The organism is Pseudomonas sp. PGPR40, assembly GCF_022014505.1.
Classification (GTDB): Bacteria; Pseudomonadota; Gammaproteobacteria; order Pseudomonadales; family Pseudomonadaceae; genus Aquipseudomonas.
The window spans coordinates 15,807-36,143 of the sequence record NZ_JAKLSP010000023.1 but is presented as its reverse complement, the minus strand read 5'-3'; the positions used below and the strand labels follow the sequence as shown (position 1 = coordinate 36,143).

Below are 20,337 nucleotides of genomic sequence, written 5' to 3'. Positions count from 1 at the left end.
CAACGGAGAATAACAATGCAAAAAATCACGTTGATCGGCTGCACCCTCGGCCTGTTGCTTGGCAGTCAGGTCCAGGCCAGTGAAACACCACTGACCGGCACGCTGAACAAGGTTGCCAATGCCAAGAGCATCACGCTGGGCTATCGCGATGCGTCGGTGCCGTTCTCTTACGTGGGTGATCACACGGGACAGCCGATGGGCTATTCGGTGGATCTGGCGAGCAAGATTGTCGAGCGCATCAAGCAAAAACTCGAGCTGCCGGATCTGCAGGTGAAGTACAACCTGGTGACCTCGCAAACACGCATTCCGCTGGTGCAGAACGGCACGGTCGACCTTGAATGCGGCTCCACCGGCGTGACCGCCGAGCGCATGCAGCAAGTGGCGTTTTCCTATGGGTTCATCTACGTGAAGGGGCAGTTGCTCACGGCGAAGGACAGCGGCATCAAGAGTTTCGCCGACCTGCGCGGCAAGAACGTCGTGACCACCGCCGGCACCACCAATGAGCGGTTTTTGAAGAGCTACAACGTCGATCACAAGATCGATATGTTCGTGATCAGCGCCAAGGACCACGGCGAAGCGTTCCAGATGCTGCAGTCCGGGCGGGCAGCGGCGTTTTATATGGATGACGCGCTGCTCTACGGCGAACGGGCCAAGGCGCGCGATCCGCATAAGTGGGTGGTGGTGGGCGAGGAGCAATCCCGGGAAATCTACAGCTGCATGGTACGCAAGGGCGATCCGCAGTTTCTTGAATTGGTGAATTCGACGCTTGCCGATTTGTACAGCTCGGGGGAAATCAATGGCATCTACAACCGCTGGTTCCAGCAGCCGATTCCGCCTAAAGGTTTGAACCTTGAGTTTCCGATGACCAGCGAGTTGAAGGCAATAATCGCCAAACCAGTGAGTGACCCGGTGCAATAGTCCCTGACGGATCGTTCCCACGCTCTGCGTGGGAATGCCTCTACGGACGCTCCGCGTTCGGCTTCAAGTGGGACGCAGAGCATCCCGGGCTGCATTCCCACGCAGAGCGTGGGAACGATCAACGGAGCAACCCGGGCTGCATTCCTTTGCTGAGCGTGGGAACGATCAAACCTAGAAGTCGCCCCAAAGCTGCTGGGCTACCGCCAGCGCCACCACCGGCGCGGTTTCGGTGCGCAACACGCGAGGGCCGAGGCGGGCGGCGTGAAAACCGCCAGCCTTGGCCTGCTCGACTTCAGCGTCGGACAACCCGCCTTCCGGGCCGATCAGAAACGCCAGTGTCGCCGGTTTCGCATGGCTCACCAGCGGCTCGGCCACCGGGTGCAGCACCAGCTTCAATTCGGCCTCCGTCTGCTTCAGCCAATCGGCCAACAGCAGCGGCGGATGAATCACCGGCACCGATGAGCGCCCGCACTGCTCGCAGGCGCTGATCGCCACCTGACGCCAGTGCATCAGGCGTTTGTCGGCGCGCTCGTCCTTGAGGCGGACTTCGCAGCGGTCGGTGAAGATCGGCGTGATCTCGCTGACGCCCAGTTCGGTGGCTTTCTGAATCGCCCAGTCCATCCGCTCGCCCCGGGACAAACCCTGGCCGAGATGGACCGCCAGCGACGACTCGACCTGCCCGGCGAAGCTTTCATCGATGCGCACCGAGACGCGCTTCTTGCCCACTTCCGCCAGCGCGCCGCGAAACTCATGGCCCGAACCGTCGAACAATTGCACCGCATCACCCTCGGCCATGCGCAGCACGCGGCTGATGTAATGGGCCTGGGCCTCGGGAAGCTCGTGTTCGCCGATGCTCAAGGGGGCGTCGATAAAGAAGCGGGACAGTCTCATCAATGGTCTCTGTAATTCGTCTGAACTGATCGTTCCCACGCTCTGCGTGGGAATGCCTCACCGGACGCTCCGCGTCCGCTTTTGGGAGGCGGAGCGTCCCCGGCTGCGTTCCCACGCAGAGCGTGGGAACGAGAGAAACTAGCCCGGATCGCGGTAACCCGGATGAAAGTCCTTCGGCACCGCCACGCTGATGCTGTCACGGGTGGCGATGTCGATGCCTTCGCTGGCCACTTCGGCCAGAAAGTCGATTTGCTCCGGGGTAATCACGTACGGCGGCAGGAAATACACCACGCTGCCCAACGGCCGCAATAACGCACCACGCTCTAGCGCATGCTGGAACACTCTCAAACCACGACGTTCCTGCCACGGGTAAGCGGTCTTGCTGGCCTTGTCCTTGACCATCTCGATCGCCAGCACCATGCCGGTCTGGCGCACTTCGGCAACGTTCGGGTGATCGGCCAGGTGCGCGGTGGAGGAGGCCATGCGCTGGGCCAGAGCCTTGTTGTTCTCGATAACGTTGTCTTCTTCGAAGATATCCAGCGTCGCCAATGCCGCCGCGCACGCCAGCGGATTGCCGGTATAGCTGTGGGAATGCAGGAAGGCGCGTAGGGTCGGGTAGTCGTCGTAGAAGGCGCTGTAGACCTCGTCGGTGGTCAGGCAGGCCGCCAACGGCAGGTAACCGCCGGTCAGGGCCTTGGACAGACAGAGGAAGTCCGGGCGGATACCGGCCTGTTCGCAGGCGAACATCGTACCGGTGCGGCCGAAGCCGACGGCGATTTCATCGTGGATCAAGTGCACACCATAACGATCACAGGCTTCGCGCAGCAGCTTGAGGTACACCGGGTGATACATGCGCATCCCCCCGGCGCCCTGAATCAGCGGTTCCAGGATCACGGCGGCCACGGTGTCGTGGTTGTCGGCCAGCGTCTGCTCCATGGCGGCGAACATAGTGCGCGAGTGTTCTTCCCAGCTCATGCCCTCGGGACGCAGGTAGCAATCGGGGCTCGGCACCTTGATGGTGTCCATCAGCAGGGCTTTGTAGGTTTCGGTGAACAGCGGCACGTCGCCCACCGCCATCGCCGCCATGGTCTCGCCGTGGTAGCCGTTGGTGAGGGTGACGAAGCGCTTCTTGTTCGGCTGGCCGCGGTTGAGCCAGTAATGAAAGCTCATTTTCAGCGCGACTTCGATGCACGACGAACCGTTATCGGCGTAGAAGCACCGGGTCAGGCCTTCGGGCGTCATTTTCACCAGACGCTCCGACAGTTCGATCACCGGCTGATGGCTGAAACCGGCGAGGATCACGTGTTCCAGCTGATCGACCTGATCCTTGATGCGCTGGTTAATCCGCGGATTGGCGTGACCGAACACATTGACCCACCAGGAACTGACGGCGTCGAGGTAACGTTTGCCTTCGAAGTCTTCCAGCCACACGCCTTCACCGCGCTTGATCGGGATCAGCGGCAGCTGTTCGTGGTCTTTCATCTGGGTGCAGGGATGCCATAACACCGCGAGATCGCGTTGCATCCACTGATTATTCAGGCCCATGTTCAGTCTCCTCGAGGCGGCTCGCTTGTGTCGCGGGCAAACAATCGCGCAAGCCTATGCAATGCGCGTCATCGGGACAACCCATTGTGTCGATTGAGCTACTTTGTAGAGGACGATAGGCGTCGCTGGCGGCGTTTTGATGGCTGACGTATTCTTCGCGGTTCTTTGAGTCGTCTGACTCGCAAAACCGCTATTTCCTCGTGTATTTCCGGAGTTCGCTGAATGTCTGCTGGTTGGCTGCGCGCCTGTGCGCTGGTGATGTTGGGGCTGTTCAGCGTTGCGGCGCTGGCCAAGGATAAAACCGCGATCGTGGTCGGCGGCGGGCTTTCGGGCCTCACCGCGGCGTACGAATTGCAGAACAAAGGCTGGCAGGTCACCTTGCTGGAAGCCAAGCCGACCCTGGGTGGTCGCTCCGGCATGGCCACCAGTGAGTGGATCGGCAACGACAAGACCCAGCCGGTGCTGAACAAGTACATCTCGACGTTCAAGCTGACCACCACGCCAGCCCCTGAATTCGTACGGACCCCTGGCTATCTGATCGACGGTGAATATTTCACCGCCGCCGATCTGGCGACTAAACAGCCGGCCACCGCCGAAGCGCTGAAACGCTACGAAAAGACGCTGGATGATCTGGCGCGTTCGATCGAAGACCCGCAAAACCCGGCCGCCAACAGCACGCTGTTTGCCCTGGACCAGATCAACGTGTCCAACTGGCTCGATCGTCTGAATCTGCCGACCACTGCGCGTCAGTTGGTGAATCAGCAGATTCGTACCCGCTATGACGAACCTTCGCGCCTGTCGCTGCTGTACTTCGCACAACAGAGTCGCGTCTACCGTGGCATTGCCGACCGTGACCTGCGCGCCTCGCGTCTGCCTGGCGGCAGCCCGGTGCTGGCCCAGGCTTTCGTCAAACAACTGAAAACCATCAAGACCAGCTCCCCGGTTTCGGCCATTACTCAGGACAAGGACGGCGTGACCGTCAAAGTCGGCAGCGTTGGCTATCAGGCGGATTACGTGGTGCTGGCCGTGCCGTTGCGCGCACTGAACAAGATCCAGATGACCCCGGCGCTGGATGCTCAGCACATGGGCGCCATCAAGGGCACCAACTACGGCTGGCGCGACCAGATCATGCTGAAATTCAAGACGCCAGTGTGGGAAAGCAAGGCGCGTATGTCCGGCGAGATCTACAGCAACACTGGCCTGGGCATGTTGTGGGTCGAGCCGGCCCTGAAGGGCGGCGCCAACGTGGTGATCAACCTGTCGGGCGACAACGCGCGGGTGTTGCAGGCCTTTGGCGACAAGCAGATGGTCGATCAGGTGTTGATTCGTCTGCACGCCTTTTATCCACAGGCACGCGGGTCGTTCACCGGTTATGAAATCCGTCGCTACAGCACCGATCCTTCAATGGGTGGCGCTTACCTGGCCTTCGGCCCGGGCCAGATCAGCAAGTACTGGCGCCTGTGGGAGCGCCCGCTACAACGTGTAGCCTTTGCCGGCGAGCACACCGATACCTTGTACCCAGGCACTCTGGAAGGCGCATTGCGCACCGGTCAGCGTGCGGCCAGTCAGGTAGAGGATCTGGCGGCGGGCAAATCGTTTGAGCCGGCGAAAGTTGTTCCGGCGGCGACCGCAGCAGCGGCAGGTGCAGTGGCGGCGAAGAAAGGCAACTTCTTCACCAACCTGTTCGGTGGTTCTGACGACAAACCGGCACCAGCCAAGGCGCCAGCACCAGTGGCACCGGTGGCTCCCGTGCCGGCCCCGGTAGCTGCGCCGGCCCCAGCGCCAGTACCGGTTGAGCCGCCGAAGCCAGCGGTGCCGGTGAAAGCCGAGCCGGTCAAGAAAGCTCCCGTGAAAAAGCCGGCGGCTAAAACCGAGACCAAAAAAGCGCCGGTCAAGGCGACGGCGAAAAAGACTGAACCCGTGAAGAAACCAGTGTCCAGTACAGCTGCGAAGATCCCGGCAACGACTGAAACCAAGACACAGTAGGAGCGGGCTTGCCCGCGAAGACGGCGGTACAGTCAACATCGATGTTGCCTGACACACCGGTTTCGCGGGCGCGCCTTATGCCTGAGACAGATCGACGATATGGACTTCGTCACTTTGGTAGTCGCTGATATAGGCACGGTTGTGTCGATCAAGCACCATGTCATACGGTTCGCAAGCACCAGGGATGGGCACCCTGCGAATAATCTCGTGCGTGGCGGTATTCACTTCCACGATCTCCTTGTTGGTTTGATCGACGGCATAAGCGCTTTTTTCGCCGAATACTATCTTCCCTTCGCAAGTCACAAAGTCGAAATGCCTGGTGATTGATGACCGGGTGTCCAGCACGGTAAGTTTTCGAGCGTCCTGACCCACGACATACACTTCTCTGCCGTCGGGGCTGACGGTAACCGCTGACGGATATTGTGCGGTTTTGATGATGTCGATGACTTCGAACGTCTTGCTGTCGATGACCGTGAGCGCATCCTGATACGGGGCGCCAGGGGGGTTGGTGCTGGAAATATAAAGACGCGAATCGTCCTGGCTGATATCCACACTGATGGACGGCGAGGGTAATCCTCGCACTCTGCTCACCGCGTAAGTGCGGGCGTCAATAATTGCCAACCACTCTTTATCCTGTCGAACCGTGACGTAAACCTGTTTCCCGTCGCGGCTCACGACGACTCCCCACGGATGTCTCCCCACCGTGACGTTACCCATTTCGTATGTTTCGGTATCAATCACTGAAACCGAGCCCGAGCCGTAGTTGGTTACATAAGCTCTTTTTCCGCCAGGGCTAAGGGTGATGTTTTGGGGGTAACGCTCGACGGCAATGGTGCGGATTACCTTTTTTCTCCGGGTGTCGATGACAGAGACATTGTCTGAAATGTAATTGCAAACAAGAACGCGAGCCCCATCACTGCTGATGGCTATCCCTCGCGGTCCTTCTCCTACGGGTATCGATTGATTGCTCATTATCACGGGGGGGAACTCGAATTGTGACTCATCGTAGAACTCCTTTTCGGCCGCTCGAACAAATATTCGAGTCCAGATTCATCAATGACCCGAAATGGCACTACTGCCAGATATGACAGTTCTGACGAGTGGTAAGGCGCTGGCAGTGAAAATGGGAACGATGGCTGAAGGTTTTTCACCCGGTTAACACTCTCTTAACATCTCGACCCCAAGGTCTTGATCGTATTTCTCGATATTTCAGAGCGAAATTTTCCGCTTTAAATCGATAGATAACTCGATAGTCTTGGTCGCAGTTCTTACAGGATTTGGGCAATGCAGCTACGTAACTCTTCTTCCCGCTACGGTTGGGTCAGCATCTTCATGCACTGGGGTGTAGCGCTCGCCGTCTTCGGCCTGTTCGCATTGGGGCTGTGGATGGTCGGTCTCGACTACTACAGCACCTGGCGCAAAGATGCGCCGGATTTGCACAAGAGCATTGGTCTGGTGTTGTTCGCGGTCATGTTGCTGCGGGTATTGTGGCGCTTTCTCAGCCCACCGCCGCCGCCCCTGCAAAGTTATAGCCGCATGACGCGCCTTGGCGCTGTGTTCGGCCATGGCTTTCTCTATCTCGGGCTGTTCGCTGTGATGATTGCCGGTTACCTGATTTCCACCGCAGACGGTGTCGGGATCCCGGTGTTTGGCCTGTTTGAAGTTCCTGCACTGGTTTCCGGACTACCGGACCAGGCAGACACCGCTGGTGTGATCCATTTGTACCTGGCTTGGGTGCTGGTAATTTTTTCCGGCCTCCATGCGTTGGCAGCATTGAAACACCACTTTATCGATCGTGATGCGACCCTGACGCGAATGCTGGGACGCAAAGCCTGATATTCAACCTCGACTCCCAAGGAATAGAAAGCATGTTGAAAAAGACACTCGCCGCTCTGGCAATCGGTTCTGCTCTGCTGTCCGCTAACGTGATGGCGGCCGACTACGTGGTTGACAAAGAAGGCCAGCACGCCTTCGTTGACTTCAAGATCAGCCACCTGGGTTACAGCTACATCACCGGTACCTTCAAGGATATCGACGGCAAGTTCAACTTCGACGCTGCCAAGCCTGAAGACAGCAAGATCGAGTTCAATGTGCGCACCGCCAGCGTGTTCACCAACCATGCCGAACGCGATAAGCACATCGCCAGCGGTGACTTCCTGAACGTGGGCAAATTCGCCGACGCCAAGTTCGTCTCCACCAGCGTCAAATCCACCGGCAAAAACGCCGCTGGTAAAGACACTGCCGACGTAACCGGTAACCTGACCCTGTTGGGAGTGACCAAGCCAATCGTGGTCAAGGCCACCTTCCTGGGTGAAGGCAAGGATCCATGGGGCGGCTACCGTGCCGGCTTCGAAGGCACCACCAGCATCAAGCGTTCCGATTTCGGCAAACAGAAAGATTTGGGTCCATCGTCCGACATGGTCGAGCTGTACGTTACATTTGAAGGTGTGAAGGCGAAGTGAATTTCGCTGTTTGAATAAAAAGCGCCCCTGCTCTAACGATCAGGGGCGTTTTTTGTTTCTGACGGGTTCGGGCCGATCGACACATGACCCTGTAGGAGCCAGGCTTGCCGGCGAAGACGTCATCCGCCGCACCGCAAAAACCGAGTCGCCCCCTTCGCCGCAAGCCTGGCTCCTACAGGGTTATGTTGAGGCATAAAAAATGCCCCTGATCTCGCGATCCGGGGCATTTTTCATGGCTTTGAAGAACTCAGCGATTGCGTGTCAGCAACGCTGGTTTTTCACCGCGCGGACGGCCTGGCAGTTGATCCAGTTGCTCAGGTGTCGGGAAACGATCGCTTTTCGACTCCTTGTGAATGATCTTCGGTGCCGGACCCCGTGGGTTCTGCACGGCCGGTTCCGAACGAGATTGTTCGTCACGGGCCGGGCGGCGGTTGCGGGACTCTTCGCGACGGGCCTGGCCATCACGTGGAGCACCGCTGCGTGGGCCGCTGCGCTTGGCCGGTGGCGTACCGGTGGTTGCGCCGCTGCTGTTGCGCGGACCGTTCTGGCGACCTTGTGGCTGGCCGGTGCGCGGAGCACCTGCACCTGCACCTGCACCTTGTGCCGGAGCGCCCGGACGGCGACCACGGCCCTGAGCAGGTTTGGCTTGAGGCACGTAGTCGACGCGGTTACCGAAGTTATCGATATCATCGTCCAGGAACTCGTCTGGAGCACGGTCAGCGGCGGCGCGAGGTGCCGGGCGCTGTTGCTCACGGGCCGGGGTGCCTTCGCGAGGCTTGTGTTCACGTGCAGGACGCTCGCCACGGCCAGCAGCAGGTTTTTCCTTGCCGCCCTTGTCCTTGCCTTTGTCTTTACGACCGCCGCCACCGCCGCTGCCGTTGGGGCCATCACCGCGCGGACCACGTGGGTTGCGCGGGTTCCGCACATCCGGACGCTCGCGAACTTCAGGTTTTTCGGCTTCCACGGCGCTGGAGTCGAAGCCCATCAGGTTGCCGTCGGCAATCTTCTGCTTGGTCATGCGCTCGATGCTTTTCAGCAGCTTTTCTTCGTCCGGAGCCACCAGCGAGATCGCCTCGCCCGAACGACCGGCGCGGCCGGTACGGCCGATACGGTGCACGTAATCTTCATCGACGTTCGGCAGTTCGAAGTTGACCACGTGGGGCAACTGGTCGATGTCCAGGCCGCGAGCGGCAATGTCGGTGGCGACCAGGATGCGCACTTCACCGGCCTTGAAATCGGCCAGGGCTTTGGTGCGCGCATTCTGGCTCTTGTTGCCATGGATCGCGACGGCGGTGAGACCGTGTTTGTCCAGGTACTCGGCCAGACGGTTGGCGCCGTGTTTGGTGCGGGTGAACACCAGCACCTGTTCCCAGGCACCGGCGGTGATCAGGTGCGCCAGCAACGAACGCTTGTGGCTGGCAGCCAGGCGGAATACGCGCTGTTCGATCCGCTCGACCGTGGTGTTCGGCGGCGTGACTTCGATGCGTTCCGGGTTGTGCAGCAGCTTGCCGGCGAGGTCGGTGATGTCCTTGGAGAACGTCGCCGAGAACAGCAGGTTTTGCCGTTTGGCTGGCAGGCGGGCCAGAACCTTCTTCACGTCATGGACAAAGCCCATGTCGAGCATGCGGTCGGCTTCGTCCAGCACCAGGATTTCCACGTGGGACAGGTCGACGCTGCCTTGGCCGGCGAGGTCGAGCAGACGACCGGGGCAGGCCACCAGTACGTCAACACCACGGGACATGGCCTGAACCTGCGGGTTCATGCCGACGCCGCCGAAGATGCAGGCGCTGACGAATTTCAGGTCACGGGCATAGACCTTGAAGCTCTCGTGCACCTGGGCCGCGAGTTCGCGGGTTGGGGTCAGGACCAGTACGCGCGGTTGGCGCGGGCCGTGACGCTGGGATTTGTCCGGGTGACCGTTGGGGAACAACCGCTCCAGAATCGGAAGGGCAAAGCCGCCGGTTTTGCCAGTACCTGTCTGTGCCGCAACCATCAGGTCGCGACCTTGCAACACGGCGGGAATGGCCCGCTGTTGCACCGGAGTAGGCTCGGTATAGCCCGCTGCCTCGATGGCGCGGACTAAAGCCTCGGAGAGACCGAGGGAAGCAAAGGACATGAGTAATCCTGTTTTAGTTAGGGCTTGGCCCAATGGGAGTCTTGCCTGGCGCGAATCGCGTTTAAGAGGACGCAATCCCGTCCGGTCCTGCTGGGCCTCGAAGGCTCGTCTGGAACGCTCGCGCGGGCTGAAAAGCTGCGCTGTAGCGGGGTCGAGATGCCTTGAACAAGTCCGAGCGTCCGGGCGTGAGCCTGGCGGGAAGGCCGGAGTATAACAGAGCAATCACTGCGCGCCGCTTTCCTGCTGCTCAACGGTTTTTCCGCCGGTTGCGGTGGCGCTGGCGGCCCGTGCTTCGGTCATCGGGCCGGCGCCATAGCGGGCGCTCAGTTCGGCATAGGCCGGCTCGCGCTTGAAGCGTTTGAGCTCGGCACCGAAGCGCTGCACCAACAAATCCATCCCGGCATTGCGGCGTACCGCCAGAAACTGGCTCTGCTGGCTGATGATGATTGGGTTTTCGGTGATCTTGTCGCGGATGTTCAGTTGATCGAGCAAGTACTGGCCAACCCGGCGATCAGTGATCAGCAGGTCAATGCGGCCGCGCACCAGTTTGCCGAAGTTGGCTTCATGGGTGGGCGCCGACTCTTGGGTGAACAGCGTCGATTCGCTGAAGTCCTTGCTGTACAGATAGCCCGGCGAGGTGCCAATGGTCAGGCCTTTCAGATCGTCCAGCGTGCGAAACGGATAGGGTCGCTCGTTGGCGTAGAACATCACGAATTCGACTTGCGAGAGCGGTTCGCTGGGGTAGAGCAGGGTCGCGTCGCGTTCATCACTGTGGAAAATATCCAGCACGCCATCCGCCTGGCCTTGCTCAAGCATCGACAGGCAACGTTTCCACGGCAGGAACTGCCATTCCACATCGATTCCCAGGCGTTTGAAGACGATGGCCGTGGCTTCGTAGTCGAGCCCCAGAGACTTACCGTTTTCCTCATACACATAAGGTGCCCAGGGTTCCGTGACAATACGCAACTTCTCGCCCCGAGCGGTGAAGCTCAGGCAAGTGAATAGAAGCACGGTCAGTAACTGGGTGATCAAGGGCATGGGGTTGAGATTACGACGAGAAATCATAAAGAGCCAGAAACCGGATCCAGAAGCTCTATCTCAGGATATGACTGCACAACAAAGGGGCGTCGAAAAGCAAAAGATCGCAGCCTTCGGCAGCTCCTACATGGGCGTACATACCTCTGTAGGAGATGCCGAAGGCTGCGATCTTTTGATCTTGCTTTAACGACTTTTAGCGCGGCAACTTCAGGTTATTCCACACCGCCAGACTCGGCTCAGCCTGGTTCAGCGTGTAGAAATGCAGCCCTGGAGCGCCACCTTGCAACAGGCGTTCGCACATCTCGGTGATGACTTGCTCACCAAAGCCTTGGATGCTTTGGGTGTCGTCGCCGTAGGCTTCCAGTTGCTTGCGGATCCAGCGCGGGATTTCCGCACCGCAAGCGTCGGAAAAGCGCGCCAGCTTGCTGTAGTTGGTGATCGGCATGATCCCCGGCACGATCGGGATGTTCACACCTTTCGCCCGTATACGCTCGACAAAGTAGAAATAGCTGTCGGCGTTGAAGAAGTATTGGGTGATCGCACTGCTGGCACCGGCATTGGCCTTGCGCACGAAGTTGTTGAGATCGTCTTCGAAGTTGCGTGCTTGCGGATGCATTTCCGGGTAAGCGGCGACTTCGATATGGAAATGATCGCCGGTCTCTTCACGAATGAATTCAACCAGGTCATTGGCATGACGCATCTCGCCGCTGGCCATGCCCATGCCCGAAGGCAGGTCACCGCGAAGCGCAACGATACGTGTGATGCCGGCTGCCTTGTACTGGCTCAGCAGGCCACGAATATCGTCCTTGCTGTCGCCCACACAGGACAAATGCGGTGCGGCAGGGACTTTGACTTCGCTTTCAAGCTGCAACACGGTGTTGAGGGTGCGATCACGGGTCGAACCGCCAGCGCCGTAGGTGCAGGAGAAAAAGTCGGGATTGTAGGTCGCCAGATGACGGGCAGTGGCGATCAGTTTTTCATGCCCAGCATCGGTCTTCGTAGGGAAGAACTCGAAGCTGTAGCGACGGTCTTGGGACATGGTCATATCCTTGGAAACACGTAAGCCGGACGCTTGCACACCCTAATGTGGGAGCGGGCTTGCTCGCGAAGGCGGTGGGTCAGACGACATTAATGTTGAATGCTAAACCGCCTTCGCGAGCAAGCCCGCTCCCACAAGGGAGAGCAGGCAGCAGGACCAATCAGTAGCGGTAAGCGTGCGGCTTGAACGGGCCTTCGACGGTCACGCCGATGTAGTCAGCCTGTTGCTTGGTCAGTTGAGTGACCACGCCACCGAAACCGCGGACCATTTCCAGGGCCACTTCTTCGTCGAGTTTCTTCGGCAGTACTTCAACGGTCAGGCGCTCGGCTTTCTGGGCTGGCGACAGGTCGGCGTACTTCTGGCCGAACAGGAAGATCTGTGCCAGAACCTGGTTGGCGAACGAACCGTCCATGATGCGGCTTGGGTGGCCAGTGGCGTTGCCCAGGTTAACCAGACGGCCTTCGGCCAGCAGGATCAGGTAGTCGTCGTTCTGAGCGTCGAAAGCGCCCGGGCCGGTGCGGTGAACCTTGTGAACCTGTGGCTTCACTTCTTCCCATGCCCAGTTCTTGCGCATGAAAGCGGTGTCGATTTCGTTGTCGAAGTGACCGATGTTGCAGACAACAGCGCGCTTCTTCAGGGCTTTGAGCATGTTTGCGTCGCAAACATTGACGTTGCCGGTGGTGGTCACGATCAGGTCGATCTTGCCCAGCAGTGCTTTGTCGATGCTCGCTTCGGTACCGTTGTTGATACCGTCGATGAACGGCGAAACCAGTTCGAAACCGTCCATGCAAGCTTGCATGGCGCAGATCGGGTCGACTTCGGAGACTTTAACGATCATGCCTTCCTGACGCAGGGACTGGGCCGAGCCCTTGCCCACGTCACCGTAACCGATGACCAGCGCTTGCTTGCCGGACAGCAGGTGGTCGGTACCGCGCTTGATCGCGTCGTTCAGGCTGTGACGGCAGCCGTACTTGTTGTCGTTCTTGCTCTTGGTCACCGAGTCGTTGACGTTGATGGCCGGGATTTTCAGCTCGCCCTTGGCCAGCATATCCAGCAGACGGTGAACGCCGGTGGTGGTTTCTTCGGTGACGCCGTGGACGCGGTCCAGAATCGCCGGGTATTTCTTGTGCAGCAGCTCGGTCAGGTCGCCGCCATCGTCGAGGATCATGTTGGCATCCCAAGGCGCGCCATCTTTCAGGATGGTTTGCTCCAGGCACCACTCGTACTCTTCTTCAGTCTCGCCTTTCCAGGCGAAAACCGGGATACCGGCAGCAGCGATAGCGGCAGCGGCCTGGTCCTGAGTCGAGAAAATGTTGCAGGACGACCAACGCACTTCGGCACCCAGGGCAACCAGGGTTTCGATCAGCACGGCGGTCTGAATGGTCATGTGGATGCAGCCGAGAATCTTCGCGCCTTTGAGCGGTTGCTCGGCGGAGTATTTACGGCGCAGACCCATCAGGGCTGGCATTTCGGATTCGGCGATGATGGTTTCGCGACGGCCCCAGGCAGCCAGGGACATGTCGGCGACTTTGTAATCGTTAAAATCTACAGGCGTGATAACAGCGCTCATGAAGAGCCTCCATTCGTAATGTATGCGAATGGGCGCCGTTGTGCGTTTAGTGTCTGGCCGTGGCCAGGCAACGCCCCATCCGAGCCTGACAGGTCGAACCTGCTGCAGCGCCCCTCGGACAGGTGGCGGGAAAACGGTAGCAACCGAAGATGACCGTTTTGAGTTGGGTAGCCCCATTCCATTGCTGGAATGAGGCCCCCCAAGAACCGTACGTGCGCCTTTCAGCGCATACGGCTCAAGTCTTGCAAAACCTCAATTAGAGGCCGGTTTGTTCACTGTCAAACCCAGCGCGTGGAGCCGCTGGTGACAAACAGGGTGCAATAGTACCCGATTGCCCAAAGAGTCGTCACCACCCTGAATGCGGTAAATGACGTGATGGTCGTGCCATCCAGTCTCTTTGGTTATCGATTGCCCACATAACGCACACTTTCCATTCTGGCTTCGGAACAAGCTGACAATCTGCTTCCGGTACTTCATCTTTTTCAGCATTCGGTCCATACGCAGTTTCTCGCTCATCCCCTCCATCGCAGGATCGAAGGGGTTGTATCCTCCGCTGACTTTTCGGTGTCGCTCAATGGGGGTCTCGGCTAACGAGTACAGCTTTAGGGTCACACGTTCTCCCTTTCCGTTTATCACCGACTCGGCGAATACCCAACATTTCTGCTCCTGTGCGGGAAAGTACTTCTCCTTTATCCAGACCGCATTCTTGTTGGGGTGTCGCCGTTTAGCCCAGCGCCAAAGCGCATAGTTAATTAAATGGTCCATGCGGCTGTACGTCTGCTTGGCAACCACTGGCTGGTGGTAAATCGCCCAACCTCGGAGTACGGGATTCAGCAGTCGGATCAAGTCCTCCTGCCTAGCCGTTTTATTGGTACTGATGACTTCCTTTACCTTGCGATAGAACGCTTGCACGTTTTTCTTGCTCGGTTTGATCAGGAGCTTCCCTTTGTACTTGCGGAAATTCCATCCCAAAAAGTCGAAGCCTTCATCAATGTGGACGACATGGGTTTTCTCCGGTGAAAGCTGCAGTCCCCGTACTGAAAGGAACTGCTCCACCCAAGGTTTGATCTCGTTTTCCAATATCTCTTTCGAGCTACCAGTGATCACAAAATCATCCGCATATCGCACCACATTGATCTTCAGCTTCTTGGCCCTTGTCACGCCCAGATGTTGCTTGAGCTGTGTTTCCAGACCATCCAGCACCATGTTTGCCAAAGTGGGCGAAATAATCCCGCCCTGCGGCGTACCGGCATTCGTTGCCTGTAGCTGGCCTTTGTGAATCACACCAGCTTTCAACCACTTCCGAAGGATCGTTTTGTCCGTAGGGACGTTGGCGATCAGCCAGTCGTGGTTGATATGGTCGAAGCAACCTTTGATGTCCGCCTCCAGTACCCATTGGGCCGAAACCTTTTGAGAAAGAGAGATGAACAGCTGTCCCATCGCATCCGCCGTCGAACGCTCGATCCGAAAGCCGTAGCTGTTTGGATCGCCGGTGGTTTCTGCAATGGGCGCCAGCGCCAGCAGGTATAAAGCCTGCATGGCCCTGTCAGTCATGGTCGGAATGCCCAGAGGACGTTCTTTCCCATTCGACTTCGGAATGAACACACGCCGTAAAGGCCGTGGCTGATATCCGTGGCGCTTCAACCCGTTTGCCGCTTTCCATTTCGCGTCGGGTGTATCCCAGAGCACGCGGTCGACTCCCGCCGTGCGCTTACCCTGGTTTTCAGTGACTCGCCGTACGGCCAAGTACCTGGCCGTTCGAGAGTGGGTCAGCATCCGTTGCAAGGTTTTAACCCTGCGCCATTGGCCTTCCCGACAAGCCTTCGCAATCCGTACCTGCATTGCCCGAACATTCCGCTGAACACGACGCCAATCGATGTCGTGCCACTGTTGTGGAGCGCCGGAGGGCGCAGACACGGCCTTTAGGCTGTGTTCTATCATGCTGCCGTCCTCTCAAGTTTCCCCGAACAGAAGACGTGCGCATCCCCTGACGGGGATGGACGTTCCCGTCAGGGTTGGATTAATTGGAGACCACTGTTGCTGGCCTCTAAGATCATTGAGACAGGTTCAGTCAGAGTTCATGCGACGAAAGACCACGCAGAAGTCTGCCCGGTTTCCCGTGGAGTAATGTCTCAACCCCTATCCGGACCATTACAGCCCGGCGTTCGCTTTCTCTGCGATCCCATACCCGCACAGCCAACAGATCCCCTTGCGGTTCACCTGCCCGAAGGCAGCCATACGGGCTTACCACGTTCCCTGCCTGTCACACGACTGGGTTAGGGTCTGCCTTTCCACCGGTGGTCATACGGCGACGTATCTCTATCCGCTACAGCGATAACCGACCACATACCTTTTGGTTCGAGCCTGTCAGCAGTTTGGGCTCGTCAATCGTTACGGTGTTTATCAGCAGTTCACATGGGTTACCCATGCCAGCCAGCCTAGCGCCTCAACCCGGTACTGCTCCGAGCATCTGCGTCCTGCCTCGCGGCGAGGTCGCACCCGTTAGGGGGCACATTGTCAGAAAAACTTCACACCCCACCGTTACCAGTGACGCATGTCTTCGTAGGCTATCGTTGGTCGCACAACGAGTCCGCTGCCACCTTGCAGGCAAGGTAGATGGACAATGACAAACAGAGCTTGCGCTCATGTCTCCGAGAAATGACGAAACGAAAGCAGGGACTGCCTAGTTAGGCGGCATGCTTGAAAGAAGTATTGCCTCTTATTTCTGAGGCAGGAGATAACCCCTACGGGGATTATTTCCCGCAGGGTTGTGCCCTGAGATAGGGCTGAGATGAATGAGCACTCTCGAACCGGGAACTCCGGTTCTTAGGTCGATATATAGAGTGCGAATCGACCTGACATTGCCATCCGCCGTAGCGGCAAGTCCTTGAAGGCATAGGACTTTGGAAAGGATTTTGGTTCTCAGGATTGGGTGCCTGAGCTTCGGTTCTACTGAAAAAGAACCCTTCAAGATGACCTTACACCTCGAAGTCGGAGACACGATCTACGTGTCGTACAACGGTGGCGATTATAGCCGTGTAGACGATACTTCCAAAGTGTTTCTGTTGGTCAACGTCCGAACGGTAATCGAGACCATAGTCGATGCTTAATAGAGGCTTGGGGCGGGCTCTGCCATGATGCCCGGCATCAATCGGCAAGACGGTCAGGAGTGAGCATGAATTTCCACACCCGCAAATGGGTAAAACCCGAAGACCTCAACCCCAATGGCACACTGTTCGGCGGCAGTCTGTTGCGCTGGATCGACGAAGAAGCAGCAATCTACGCCATCGTCCAGCTGGGTAATCAGCGCGTGGTCACCAAGTACATTTCCGAAATCAACTTTGTCAGTGCCTCGCGCCAGGGCGACATCATCGAGCTGGGCATCACCGCCACTGAGTTCGGTCGCACCTCGATCACGCTGACTTGCGAAGTACGCAACAAAATTACCCGCAAGAGCATCCTGACGGTAGAGAAGATGGTTTTCGTGAACCTCGGTGAAGACGGCCTGCCCGCGCCGCATGGCCGGACCGAGATCAGGTACGTCAAAGACCAGTTCAAGGATGACGCCTTGTAGGAGCTGGCTTGCCAGCGAAGGCGTCATTAGCGTCACAGTAAAACCGGCTCGCGCCGATCGCTGGCAGCCAACCCCTACATGGCACGCCAGCGGTTCAGGAGTCCCCATGGACACTCAAAAAGACGGCAAGACCCCGGATCTCTCGGCGCAAGAACAGCGCGAGGTCGACAAGAGCCAGCCACCGCGCGCAGCGGTGTTGCACGAAATCATTCGCACCCAAGGTGATAAGGAGCTCGAGCGTAGCGTCGCGGCGCTGTGGTGGTCGGCCCTGGCTGCCGGCCTGACCATGGGCTTGTCGCTGATGGGCATGGGGCTGCTCAACTCGCGTCTGCCGGACGGCGAAGGCTTCAAGGTGATCGCCAGCTTCGGTTACTGCGCAGGTTTTCTCGCGGTGATTCTCGCCCGTCAGCAACTCTTCACCGAAAACACCCTGACTGCCGTGCTGCCGATCATGAGCAAACCTACGCTGGGTAATTTCGGTCGGTTGTTTCGGCTGTGGTCGGTCGTGCTGGTGGGCAACCTCTGCGGCACCTTGCTGGTGGCGTATGTGATGCTGCACCTGCCGATTTTCGACACCAAGACCGATCTGGCCTTTCTCGACATCGGGCGCAAGGTCATGGAGAACGATGCCAGCAAAATGTTCGCCAAAGGCATCATCTCCGGCTGGATGATCGCCACCATGGTCTGGATGATCCCGTCCATGGAAAGCGCCAAAATGTGGATCATCATCCTCATCACCTATTTCATGGCCCTGGGAGATTTCACCCACATCGTGGTCGGAGCGGTGGAGGTCTCGTACCTGGTGTTTGCCGGCGAGTTGCCGTGGAAGGATTTCTGGCTGGTATTCGCAGGTCCCACGCTGGTGGGGAACATCATCGGCGGCAGTTTTATTTTCGCGCTGATCAGTCATGCGCAGATTCGCAGTGAAAGCGGCGCACCGAAATACGATGGCAGCAAGGCTGGGCCGGATTCACCCAAGCGCTAAACAGTAAAGTCGGGCAACGCATTGGTAGTTGCTTACCCGATTCATTCTGCAATGTGTGTTTATCGGTCAGGAATCAGCCATGCCCGCACTTGAGCGACCGTGGTCGATTTGAAGGGGCGCGACGAATTCGGGAAGTTGCGCGAGACGTACTTGTCGGCGATCCGATTGAGTACAGCGTTGAAGTCCGCGGGGTTCGTCGACTCTCGCAAATCGGAGATTGCTCTTGTCAGCACTTTGACGTTCGAATCAGGTTGGTCGAGACGGTATAAGGAGGGGGAGATCACTTCGCGAATGAAATTTTCGCTCTTGGTTTTGATGTTGCGGACACCCATTTCCTCGATCGCTTTAGTCAACACAACGGATTTTGGCCCCGCAGTCTCCGCGTCAATGCGTTTAACCGCTTGAAGCAGCTCCATGTAATCCGGAACGTTTCCATGGTTGAGTTTTTTCGCCAGCCATTCAATCTTGCCCGGCATATTACCGAGTTGATCAAAACGGTTGATGGCATCTTTCAATGGAGCAGTAAGGTTCAACTTGTCGGGGCTTGTGGCTTTCGCCTCGAGCAGAGCCTGGCTTAAATTCGCCATTGTCTGTTGAGCTTGCTGGCGGAAGTCGATGACATCTGCACACGCCGGATCGTTTTGCAGTTCATTCGCTGCAGCGTCGAACATTCGATCATCGAGGGTCAGTAGTGCGCCGCCGATTGAGTTGAATGTATACGTCTCGCTGCTTGCATGACGTTTGAGGTATTCACTTACCTCATTGTCCAGTCTCTGTTGCAGGTTGTTTTTGTGTTCTAACGGCATGCTGAAGTTGACGGTGCCGTTCAACGTGCCCGTAAAATCACCTTTTTCAGTCTTCAATGGAACGATGATGGTCTGCTTTTCAAAGGCTTTGATGCCGCTCGCTTCCTGTGCATCCCGAGCTGCATAGTTCACGCCGACAAATTTGTCGGCCAGTGCCGAGGTCAGCGTTCCACGATCTTTTTTATTGCCGCCATTCCCGCTCTCGAACTTGAGGATCAACTGATCGCTTTCGGGAATTGGGCTCATTGGGAATTGAGGCTCGTAAAGGTCCACGACGGGTGTGTTGAGCATGATTCCGCCGTCCTGGAAGGAAGTTCGCTCCTCGTCAGTCTGAAAGGGCAATCCTTGTTCCGAGGGCTTTTGGAAAACGACGGGCAACGAACCTGAAATATGGGCGGCGCGAGCCACGTCCATCTCCGGGGTCAGGCTGGCGTTGAACACTACCATTTGGGGGCGTTCGTCGAACATGGCCGTTCCGGTGATATGCAGTTGCTTTATTTCAGGCATGTCTTTGCTCAGCGTCGCCAGATCACCGAATGTCACATAACCGTTGATGTTTATTTTTTCTACACAGTCCTTGGTCGCCTGCGAAAGCTGTTGTTGTGGGTCGTGAAGGGCCTGGGTGAAGCGTGATTGAATCGACTCGACCATTTTCTCGTGAAGCAGTTCTTCCAGCGGCACGGCTTTGGACTGGAGGCGAGGCATCAGATCGAACAGCAGTCGTCCGATGGTGCCAGTCTTTCCAGGGATTTTCGCGATACCTTTGCCGATGACGGAACTGACGTGCTGAATCGGTCCCAGAACCTTGTTGTGACTGTCGAGCAGGGAAACGAGGTTGGTCTCGTCCGACATCTTGTCGAAGTCTGCATGGCCCATGCCGCTGGCCAGAAAAGCTGCCGAAATTGCGCCGGCCGATGAGCCGAAGATACTTCGGATCTTGTCCAGCGCCTGATGCTGCTCCAGTGCTTTCACCATCCCTGAAAACGCTACGCCCTTGGCCCCCCCGCCGCTGAGGACCAAGCGGTCGATGTCGGGACGCTTGAGGTCTATTTCAACTACGCCATTGTCATAGCGGCGGATTGTCATCTCTCGCTCGGTTAATGATTGCACCAGGGTTTCGGACGGACCTTGACCTTGACCGATGTGCCTGGAGCCCGTCTTGAAATCGCTCCAATCATGGTCAACTGGGCCTGACGACGGGCCTCGAGTGGCATGTTCCGAGTTGCTCGATTGGCGCACTGAAGCTGTTTGGGGCACAGATATGCTGGGCATGAGTGTCTCTTCCTTTGAGAGCTAATGTGGAAGCTGCACTTTAGGAGAGTCGAGGGGGACTCGAGAACACTGGGTAATGGCTTGGGACAAATGTCCGAAACTGCTGTGAAAGGCGACGGGGCATGGCTGAAAGGC

General features: G+C 57.7%; 15 protein-coding genes and 1 riboswitch. Of the genes, 6 read left to right on the top strand and 9 right to left on the bottom strand.

The annotated features are described in order from the left end of the window. Positions 1-15: 15 nt before the first annotated feature. The gene (locus MEB48_RS19760; RefSeq protein ID WP_237885636.1) at positions 16-918 is read left to right on the top strand and encodes a transporter substrate-binding domain-containing protein; all 903 of its coding nucleotides are present in this window, start codon (positions 16-18) and stop codon (positions 916-918) included. 171 nt (positions 919-1,089) lie between these two features. Here the strand turns inward: MEB48_RS19760 and MEB48_RS19755 are convergent, their stop codons facing one another. Both MEB48_RS19755 and MEB48_RS19750 read right to left on the bottom strand, forming a co-directional pair. Next, positions 1,090-1,809 (bottom strand): 16S rRNA (uracil(1498)-N(3))-methyltransferase, encoded by a 720-nt coding sequence (locus MEB48_RS19755; RefSeq protein WP_237885635.1) that lies wholly within the window; start codon positions 1,807-1,809, stop codon positions 1,090-1,092. Positions 1,810-1,947: 138 nt separating this feature from the next. Continuing rightward, complete coding sequence (locus tag MEB48_RS19750; RefSeq protein ID WP_237885634.1) at positions 1,948-3,354, bottom strand: adenosylmethionine--8-amino-7-oxononanoate transaminase; 1,407 nt, start codon at positions 3,352-3,354, stop codon at positions 1,948-1,950. Between the two features lie 222 nt (positions 3,355-3,576). Between MEB48_RS19750 and MEB48_RS19745 the strand changes: the two genes are divergently transcribed. Further along, positions 3,577-5,340, top strand: coding sequence for an FAD-dependent oxidoreductase (locus MEB48_RS19745; protein ID WP_237885633.1), 1,764 nt, complete (start codon positions 3,577-3,579; stop codon positions 5,338-5,340). A gap of 75 nt (positions 5,341-5,415) precedes the next feature. On the opposite strand, the gene MEB48_RS19740 is transcribed toward MEB48_RS19745, so the two are convergent. Further along, entirely contained in the window at positions 5,416-6,312 is an 897-nt protein-coding gene (locus tag MEB48_RS19740) for a YncE family protein (protein WP_237885632.1), read from the bottom strand. A 312-nt stretch (positions 6,313-6,624) separates the two neighbouring features. Here MEB48_RS19740 and MEB48_RS19735 point away from each other — a divergent pair, with 312 nt between their 5' ends. After that, a complete protein-coding gene (locus tag MEB48_RS19735) occupies positions 6,625-7,176 on the top strand; it encodes a cytochrome b (protein WP_237885631.1) in 552 nt (183 codons plus the stop codon). A 32-nt stretch (positions 7,177-7,208) separates the two neighbouring features. Next, positions 7,209-7,802 (top strand): YceI family protein, encoded by a 594-nt coding sequence (locus MEB48_RS19730; protein ID WP_237885630.1) that lies wholly within the window; start codon positions 7,209-7,211, stop codon positions 7,800-7,802. Positions 7,803-8,049: 247 nt separating this feature from the next. Here MEB48_RS19730 and MEB48_RS19725 read toward each other — a convergent pair whose 3' ends face one another. From MEB48_RS19725 to ltrA, 5 genes are all read right to left on the bottom strand, one after another. Then, a complete protein-coding gene (locus tag MEB48_RS19725) occupies positions 8,050-9,918 on the bottom strand; it encodes a DEAD/DEAH box helicase (RefSeq protein ID WP_237885629.1) in 1,869 nt (622 codons plus the stop codon). 222 nt (positions 9,919-10,140) lie between these two features. Further along, positions 10,141-10,956 carry a substrate-binding periplasmic protein gene (locus MEB48_RS19720; RefSeq protein WP_237885699.1) on the bottom strand — a complete coding sequence of 272 codons (816 nt, stop codon included), beginning with the start codon at positions 10,954-10,956 and terminating at the stop codon, positions 10,141-10,143. 193 nt (positions 10,957-11,149) lie between these two features. Further along, positions 11,150-11,995, bottom strand: coding sequence for a methylenetetrahydrofolate reductase [NAD(P)H] (metF, locus tag MEB48_RS19715; protein WP_237885628.1), 846 nt, complete (start codon positions 11,993-11,995; stop codon positions 11,150-11,152). 160 nt (positions 11,996-12,155) lie between these two features. After that, positions 12,156-13,565 (bottom strand): adenosylhomocysteinase, encoded by a 1,410-nt coding sequence (gene ahcY / locus MEB48_RS19710; protein ID WP_007898042.1) that lies wholly within the window; start codon positions 13,563-13,565, stop codon positions 12,156-12,158. Positions 13,566-13,588: 23 nt separating this feature from the next. Continuing rightward, positions 13,589-13,687, bottom strand: a riboswitch (S-adenosyl-L-homocysteine riboswitch). A gap of 130 nt (positions 13,688-13,817) precedes the next feature. Further along, positions 13,818-15,506 carry a group II intron reverse transcriptase/maturase gene (gene ltrA, locus MEB48_RS19705; RefSeq protein ID WP_237885627.1) on the bottom strand — a complete coding sequence of 563 codons (1,689 nt, stop codon included), beginning with the start codon at positions 15,504-15,506 and terminating at the stop codon, positions 13,818-13,820. 1,234 nt (positions 15,507-16,740) lie between these two features. Here ltrA and MEB48_RS19700 point away from each other — a divergent pair. Both MEB48_RS19700 and MEB48_RS19695 read left to right on the top strand, forming a co-directional pair. Then, a complete protein-coding gene (locus tag MEB48_RS19700; RefSeq protein WP_330932714.1) occupies positions 16,741-17,139 on the top strand; it encodes an acyl-CoA thioesterase in 399 nt (132 codons plus the stop codon). A gap of 106 nt (positions 17,140-17,245) precedes the next feature. Beyond that, the gene (locus MEB48_RS19695) at positions 17,246-18,124 is read left to right on the top strand and encodes a formate/nitrite transporter family protein (protein WP_237885626.1); all 879 of its coding nucleotides are present in this window, start codon (positions 17,246-17,248) and stop codon (positions 18,122-18,124) included. A gap of 59 nt (positions 18,125-18,183) precedes the next feature. Here MEB48_RS19695 and MEB48_RS19690 read toward each other — a convergent pair whose 3' ends face one another. Continuing rightward, positions 18,184-20,202 (bottom strand): patatin-like phospholipase family protein, encoded by a 2,019-nt coding sequence (locus MEB48_RS19690; protein ID WP_237885625.1) that lies wholly within the window; start codon positions 20,200-20,202, stop codon positions 18,184-18,186. Between the last annotated feature and the right edge of the window lie 135 nt (positions 20,203-20,337).